The 6536-nt window shown below is 73.4% G+C and carries 4 protein-coding genes; 1 reads left to right on the top strand and 3 read right to left on the bottom strand.

What is annotated here, in order from left to right; all coding sequences use genetic code 11:
- Positions 1-250 precede the first annotated feature (250 nt).
- Complete coding sequence (locus tag ACZ7EG_RS00550) at positions 251-3529, top strand: BTAD domain-containing putative transcriptional regulator (protein ID WP_471070234.1); 3279 nt, start codon at positions 251-253, stop codon at positions 3527-3529.
- 19 nt (positions 3530-3548) lie between these two features.
- Here the strand turns inward: ACZ7EG_RS00550 and ACZ7EG_RS00545 are convergent, their stop codons facing one another.
- From ACZ7EG_RS00545 to panB, 3 genes are all read right to left on the bottom strand, one after another.
- On the bottom strand, positions 3549-4364 hold the full coding sequence (locus ACZ7EG_RS00545) for an ABC transporter permease (RefSeq protein WP_471070232.1): 816 nt from the start codon (positions 4362-4364) through the stop codon (positions 3549-3551).
- A complete protein-coding gene (locus ACZ7EG_RS00540) occupies positions 4361-5380 on the bottom strand; it encodes an ATP-binding cassette domain-containing protein (RefSeq protein WP_471070230.1) in 1020 nt (339 codons plus the stop codon). Before ACZ7EG_RS00540 ends, ACZ7EG_RS00545 begins: the two co-directional genes overlap by 4 nt.
- 181 nt (positions 5381-5561) lie before the next feature.
- Complete coding sequence (panB, locus tag ACZ7EG_RS00535; protein ID WP_471070228.1) at positions 5562-6437, bottom strand: 3-methyl-2-oxobutanoate hydroxymethyltransferase; 876 nt, start codon at positions 6435-6437, stop codon at positions 5562-5564.
- Positions 6438-6536: the final 99 nt, after the last annotated feature.

Below are 6536 nucleotides of genomic sequence, written 5' to 3'. Positions count from 1 at the left end.
CCGTCGTGACGTGTGTGACGTGGGCCGGTGGTCCGGTCGGCTTCCGGCTCGGGAGTCGCCGTCCCGCTCCGGTGCGTGGTCCTGGTCGCGACCCCCGGTGCCGCCGAGCGTGACGCCCCCGCACCGCCCCCCGAACGCCCGCCGCCCCCCCGAACGCCCCGCCGCCCCCGAACGCCTCGCCGCCCCCCGAACGCCCGCCGTGCCGCCGATCGCCGTGACCCGCCCTCGCACCACCGGAGACAATGAGCCCGTGCATTACCGCATCCTCGGCACCACGCAGGCGCTCCGCGACGACGGGACGGCCCTTCCGGTCGGCGGGGCGCGGTTGCGTGCGCTGCTGACCGTGCTCGCGTTGCGGGCCGGCCGGACCGTGCCCGCCGGGCTGCTCGTCGACGAGGTGTGGGGCGGGCAGCCGCCCGCCGACGCGCCGGGGGCGCTGCAGGCGCTGGTCGGGCGGCTGCGCAGGACCCTCGGCGCGGACGCGATCGCCTCCGTCGAGGGCGGGTACCGGCTCACCGCCCCGCCCGACGACGTCGACCTGCACCGGTTCGAGCGGCTGGCCGGCGAGGGGCTGCGGGCGCTGTCCGACGGCGACCCCGCCAAGGCCGCCGTGGTCCTCGACGACGCCCTCGCCCTGTGGCGCGGCCCGGCCCTCGCCGACCTGCCCGACCGCACCGCCGAGGCGGCCCGCCGGGACACCCGCCGCCTGGACGTGCTGCGCGCACGCCACAGCGCCGCCCTCGCCCTCGGCCAGGCCGAGCAGTCCCTGCCGGAACTGACCGCTCTGTGCGACGGCCACCCCCTGGACGAGCCCCTCCAGGCCCTGCGTCTGCGCGCCCTGCGGGACGCCGGCCGTGCGGCGGAGGCACTGGACGCCTACGAGGACGTGCGGCGCCTCCTCGCCGACCGTCTCGGCGCCGACCCGGGGCCGGAACTGCGTTCCCTGCACGCTGAGTTGCTCCGTCTCGGAGACACCCCCGCCCACCCGCCGGCGGCCGAGGGGCCGGGCAGGTCCGCCGGGAATCTCCGGGCCCGCCTCACCTCCTTCATCGGCCGGGAGACCGACATCGAGACCCTCCGCGGGGATCTCGCGGCGGCCCGGCTGGTCACCCTGCTGGGGCCCGGCGGCGCCGGGAAGACCCGCCTGTCGCAGGAGGCCGCCGAGTCCGTACGTGAGGCCATGCCCGGCGGTGTGTGGCTGGCCGAACTCGCCCCGGTCGACGACCCCGACGCCGTCCCCGAGGCCGTGCTCACCGCCCTCGGCGCCCGTGAGACCGTGCTGTACGGCGCCGGCGCCGAGGGCATCCGCGCCGCGGTCGCCGACCGGCTCGACGACCCCGTCGAGCGGCTCGCCGAGCACTGCTCCCGGCCTCGCATGCTGCTGATCCTCGACAACTGCGAGCACGTCGCCGACGCCGCCGCCCGGCTCGCCGAGGAGCTGCTGGCGCGCTGTCCGGACCTCACCGTCCTGGCCACCAGCCGTGAACCGCTCGGCGTGCCGGGGGAGTTGCTGCGCCCGGTGGAGCCGCTGCCCGAGCCGGTCGCGCTGCGGCTGCTCGCCGACCGGGGCGCGGCGGCCCGGCCCGGCTTCCGCGTCGAGGACGACCCCGGGGCGTGCGCCGAGATCTGCCGTCGCCTCGACGGCCTGCCGCTGGCCATCGAACTCGCCGCCGCCCGGCTGCGGATGCTCACCCCCCGCCAGATCGCCGACCGGCTGGACGACCGTTTCCGTCTCCTCACTTCCGGCAGCCGCACCGTCCTGCCCCGCCAGCAGACCCTGCGAGCCGTCGTCGACTGGTCCTGGGACCTGCTCGACGAGGAGGAACGGGACGTCCTGCGGCGGCTGTCGGTGTTCGCCGGCGGCTGCGACCTGCCCGCCGCCGAGGCGGTGTGCGGACCGGCCGCCCTGGAGGCGCTCGGCTCCCTCGTCGACCGCTCCCTGGTCGTGGCCGCCCCGCCCGGCGGGTCCGCCGACGGGGAGATGCGCTACCGGCTCCTGGAGACGGTCGCCGAGTACGCCGCCGAGCGGCTGGACGAATCCGGGCAGCGCACCGAAGCCGAGCGGGCCCATCTGACGTACTTCCGTGAACTGGCCCGCGTCACGGACCCGTTACTGCGCGGCCCCGGCCAGCTCGCCGCCATCCACCGGCTGGAGCGCGAGTACGAGAACCTGCGCATCGCCCTGCGCCACGCCGTGGCCCTGCGCGACGAGCAGGAGGCGCTGTGCCTGGCGCTGTCCCTCGTCTGGTACTGGCAGATGCGCGATCTGCGCATCGAGGCGCGCAACTGGTGCCGCGAGGTCATGACGCTCGGCCCCGACCCCTTCACCGAGCCGGTCCGCCCCGCCACCGCGGTGTGGCAGCGCTGCACCGACGCCCCGCCCCCGATGACCGGCGAGGTCCTGTGGGAGGCCCGGCGCGGCATCCACCTCGCCCATCTGGCCTGTATGGACACCGAGCTGGACGCCTGGCAGAGCCCGGAGTCCCAGCGGAAGCTGCGCGCCATCGCCGGGACGTACGAGCCCGGTCTGCCGCAGAACTGCCGGCTCCCCGGACTGCTCTGGTTCTTCGCCGTGATGCTGACCGGCGACATGGACCGGCTGCGCGTCGTCATCGACGCGTCCATCCGCACCTGCCGGCAGACCCCGGGCTTCGAGTGGGAGCTCGCCTCCGGCCTGCAGATGCGGGCCAACTTCCTCGCCAACCGCATCGACTGGGCCGGTGACGCCGCCCAGGACGCCGACGAGTCGCTGGACATCTACCGGCGCCTCGGTGACGCCTGGGGCACCGCCGAGGCCCTCTCCGCCCGCGCCGAGGCCCACGAGCGCAAGGGCCAGTACGCCCTGGCCGCCGCCGACTACGAGGCGGCCGTCGCCCACGCCGAACACCTCGGCGCCCGCGCCCAGGCGGCGGTGCTCAGCGCCCGGCTGGGCAGCGCGCTGCTGGAGGCGGGCGACGGCGAACGCGGTGAGCGGCTGCTGCGCGAGGTGATCGCCCAGCGTGAGGACTCGCACAGCGAGGCCATGCCCGCCGCCCGCCTGTTCCTCGCCGGCTGGCTCGGCCTGACGGGCCGCACCGCGGAGGCACGCGAGCAGCTGAAGCGGCTGCGCCGCGATTTCCGGATCGCCCACTTCATCGTCTTCGACGCGTTCATCCTCGGCGCGGAGGCATGGCTGGACGCCGCCGAGGGCCGGTACGAGGAGTGCCTGCACCTGATCCGCAAGGCACTGGACCGGGCCGCCGATCCGCTGTCCGCGGCCATCGCGCCCTACATGCGCTCGGGGTACCTGCTCGTCGGTGCCTGGGCGCTGACCGGCCTCGACGGTGGAGGGCGCGCCGAGGACGCGGCCCGCTGCCTGGGCGCCTTCGACGCCCTGCTGCCGCCCGGTCACATCGCCCAGCGGCAGGAGCGCGAGAGCCGCGAGCGGACGGAGCGGCAGGCCCGGGCGCTGCTCGGCGACCACGCCTACGAGGCCGCGTACGCGGCGGGCGGTGGCCTCTCCCTCGACGAGGCCACCGCCCTGCTCTGACGCGGATCCGAGCCGACGGTCAGTTCTTCGTGCGGAACTTGTGGATCGCGACCGGCGCCATCACGGCCGTGATGGCCACCGACCAGCCGAGCGTCACCCACAGGTCGTGGGCGACCGGCCCGCCCACCATGAGACCGCGCGCGGCGTCCGCGAGCGTGGACAGCGGGTTGTAGTCGGTGAAGGCCTGCAGCCAGCCCGGCATCGACGTCGTCGGCGCGAAGATCGATGAGCCGAACTGCAGCGGGAACAGCACCAGGAAGCCCATCGCCTGTACGGACTGCGCGTTCTTCAGCATCACGCCCAGGGTGAGGAACACCCACATGATCGACGAGGCGAACGCGGTGGACAGGGCCACGGCCGCGAACAGCCCGGGCCAGTTGGTGATGTCGAACCCGACCGCCACGGAGACGATCATCAGCACGGTGGTCGCGAACAGCATCCGCAGCAGCTCCACCGAGATCTTCGCGAACAGCACCGAGCCGCGCCCGATGGGCAGGGACCGGAACCGGTCCATGACACCGGAGTTGAAATCCTGGCTGAAGCCGGTGCCGACGCCCTGGGACAGCGTCATGCTCATCATCGCGATCATGCCGGGGATCAGGTACTGCACGTACCGGTCCTGCCCGCCGCCCAGCGCCTGTCCGATCGAGCCGCCGAACACGAACACGAACAGCAGGGTGAAGATGACCGGCATCAGCAGCGCGTCGGCCATCGACTCCGGGTCCTTGCGGATCCACAGCAGGTTGCGGCGGATCAGGGCCCCGGTGTGGCGCAGATGGCCGCGCAGCGGGATACGGGCGTCCGCGGCGGCGTCGTTGACGGTGACGGCGCTCATACGGCGGCCTCCTGAAGGTCTTCGGCGGGCATGGCGTCCTGGGGGGCACTGGCCCGGTGGCCGGTGAGGGACAGGAACACCTCGTCCAGGCTGGGCAGTTCGGTGGTGATGGAGGAGAGCGTGAGGCCGCGCGCGGTGACCGCGCCGACCACGGCCGTCAGCTGCTCGTCGCTGAGGATCGGCACGAGGACGTCACCCCGGTCGGTGTCGACGGTCGTGGTGGCGAGCCCGGTGATCCCCAGCTCGTCCAGCGCGCCGGCGAGGGGCCGCAGATGGGTGGGATCGGCCGGGCGGATCCGCAGCGCCCGGCCGCCGACCTTCGCCTTCAGCGCCTCGATCGCGCCTCCCGCGATGACCTGGCCGCGGTCGACGACCGTCAGCTCGGTGGCGAGCTGCTCGGCCTCCTCCATGTACTGGGTGGTGAGCAGCACGGTGACCCCGTCGCCGACCATGCGCTTCACCTCGTCCCACACCTCGTTGCGGGTGCGGGGGTCGAGGCCGGTGGTCGGCTCGTCGAGGAAGAGCACGGCCGGCCGGCCGATCATGGAGGCGGCCAGGTCCAGCCGTCGCCGCATCCCCCCGGAGTACGTCGCCGCCGGCCGCTTGGCCGCCTCGGTCAGCGAGAAGCGCTCCAGCAGCCCGTCGGCGCGGGCGCGGGCCTCCTTGCGGGGCAGATCGAGCAGCCGCCCGATCATGTACAGGTTCTCCCAGCCCGAGAGCTTCTCGTCCACGGACGCGTACTGGCCCGTGAGTCCTATCACCCGCCGCAGATGCCGCGGCTGCCGTACGACGTCGTACCCGGCCACGGTGGCCTGCCCCGAGTCGGGCGCCAGGAGCGTGGACAGGATCCGCACGAGGGTGGTCTTCCCGGCCCCGTTCGGCCCGAGCACCCCCATCACGGTGCCCTCTCGCACCTCCAGGTCGACCCCGTCCAGAGCCTTGGTCTCCCCGTAGTGCTTCACCAGCCCCCGCACGGTGACAGCGGCGCCGCTGGTCTGTGTGTCGATTCGCGTCATGAGACAGACGCTCTCAGGGCCCACCGACAAATCACCGACAAGCCGCCGACAGGCTTTGTCGGTGGTGTCGGTGGTGTCGGTGGAGTGGGCGGAGCCAGTGGTCGGCAGAAGGGGGACAGCCCGTCGACTGGGGGAAGATCGACGGGCTGTCCGTGGTACCGCTGTGGCTCGCTGTGACTCTCTAGTGGACGGAGTTCTCCTCCTGCGGGAACGTTCCGCCGACGACCTCGTCCGCGAACGCCTTCACCGCATCGCCCATGACCTCACGCAGATTGGCGTACTGCTTCACGAACTTCGGCACCCGCCCGCCGGTCAGACCCAGCATGTCGGTCCACACCAGCACCTGCGCGTCGGTCTCGGGGCCCGCCCCGATGCCGACGGTCGGGATGTGCAGCACCCGCGTCACCTCGGCGGCCAGCTCCGCGGGAACCAGCTCCAGCACCACCGCGAACGCCCCCGCGTCCTGCACGGCCTTCGCGTCCCGCAGCAGCTGCTGGGCCGCCTCCTCGCCCCGCCCCTGCACGCGGTAACCCATCGCGTTGACCGACTGCGGGGTCAGCCCGATGTGGGCCATGACCGGGATGCCGGACTCGACGAGCAGCCGGATCTGTTCGTGCGACCGCTCGCCCCCCTCCAGCTTCACGGCCTGCACGCCCGCCTCCTTCACCAGCCGGGTCGCCGAGCGCAGCGCCTGCACCGGACCCTCCTGGTAGGAGCCGAAGGGCAGGTCGCCGACGATCAGCGCACGGGAGGTGCCCCGTACGACCGCCGCCGACAGCATCGTCATCTCGTCGAGGGTGACGGGCACGGTCGTCTCGTACCCGAGGTGGCAGTTGCCCGCCGAGTCGCCGACGAGCATCACCGGGATCCCGGCCTCGTCGAACACGGACGCGGTCATCGCGTCGTACGCGGTGAGCATCGGCCACTTCTCGCCGCGCTCCTTGGCGGCGGCGATGTCGCGCACGGTGATACGGCGGGTGCCCTTGCCCCCGTACAGCGTCTTGCCGCCGTCGGAGGGCTTCTTCTGAGCAGTCTGGGCAGCCGGAAGCTGCGTCATTGCACGGCTCCTAACACGTCATCTCGAGGCGCCCTGACGGCGTCCCCGGACCACGTCCATGGTGGCACCTCGTGCCACCGAGGGCTAGGGGAGCCCCTG

It is taken from the genome of Streptomyces sp. NPDC037100 (assembly GCF_055606225.1).
The sequence above is the reverse complement of the archived record's forward strand: the minus strand, read 5'-3'. Positions and strand labels throughout refer to the sequence as shown.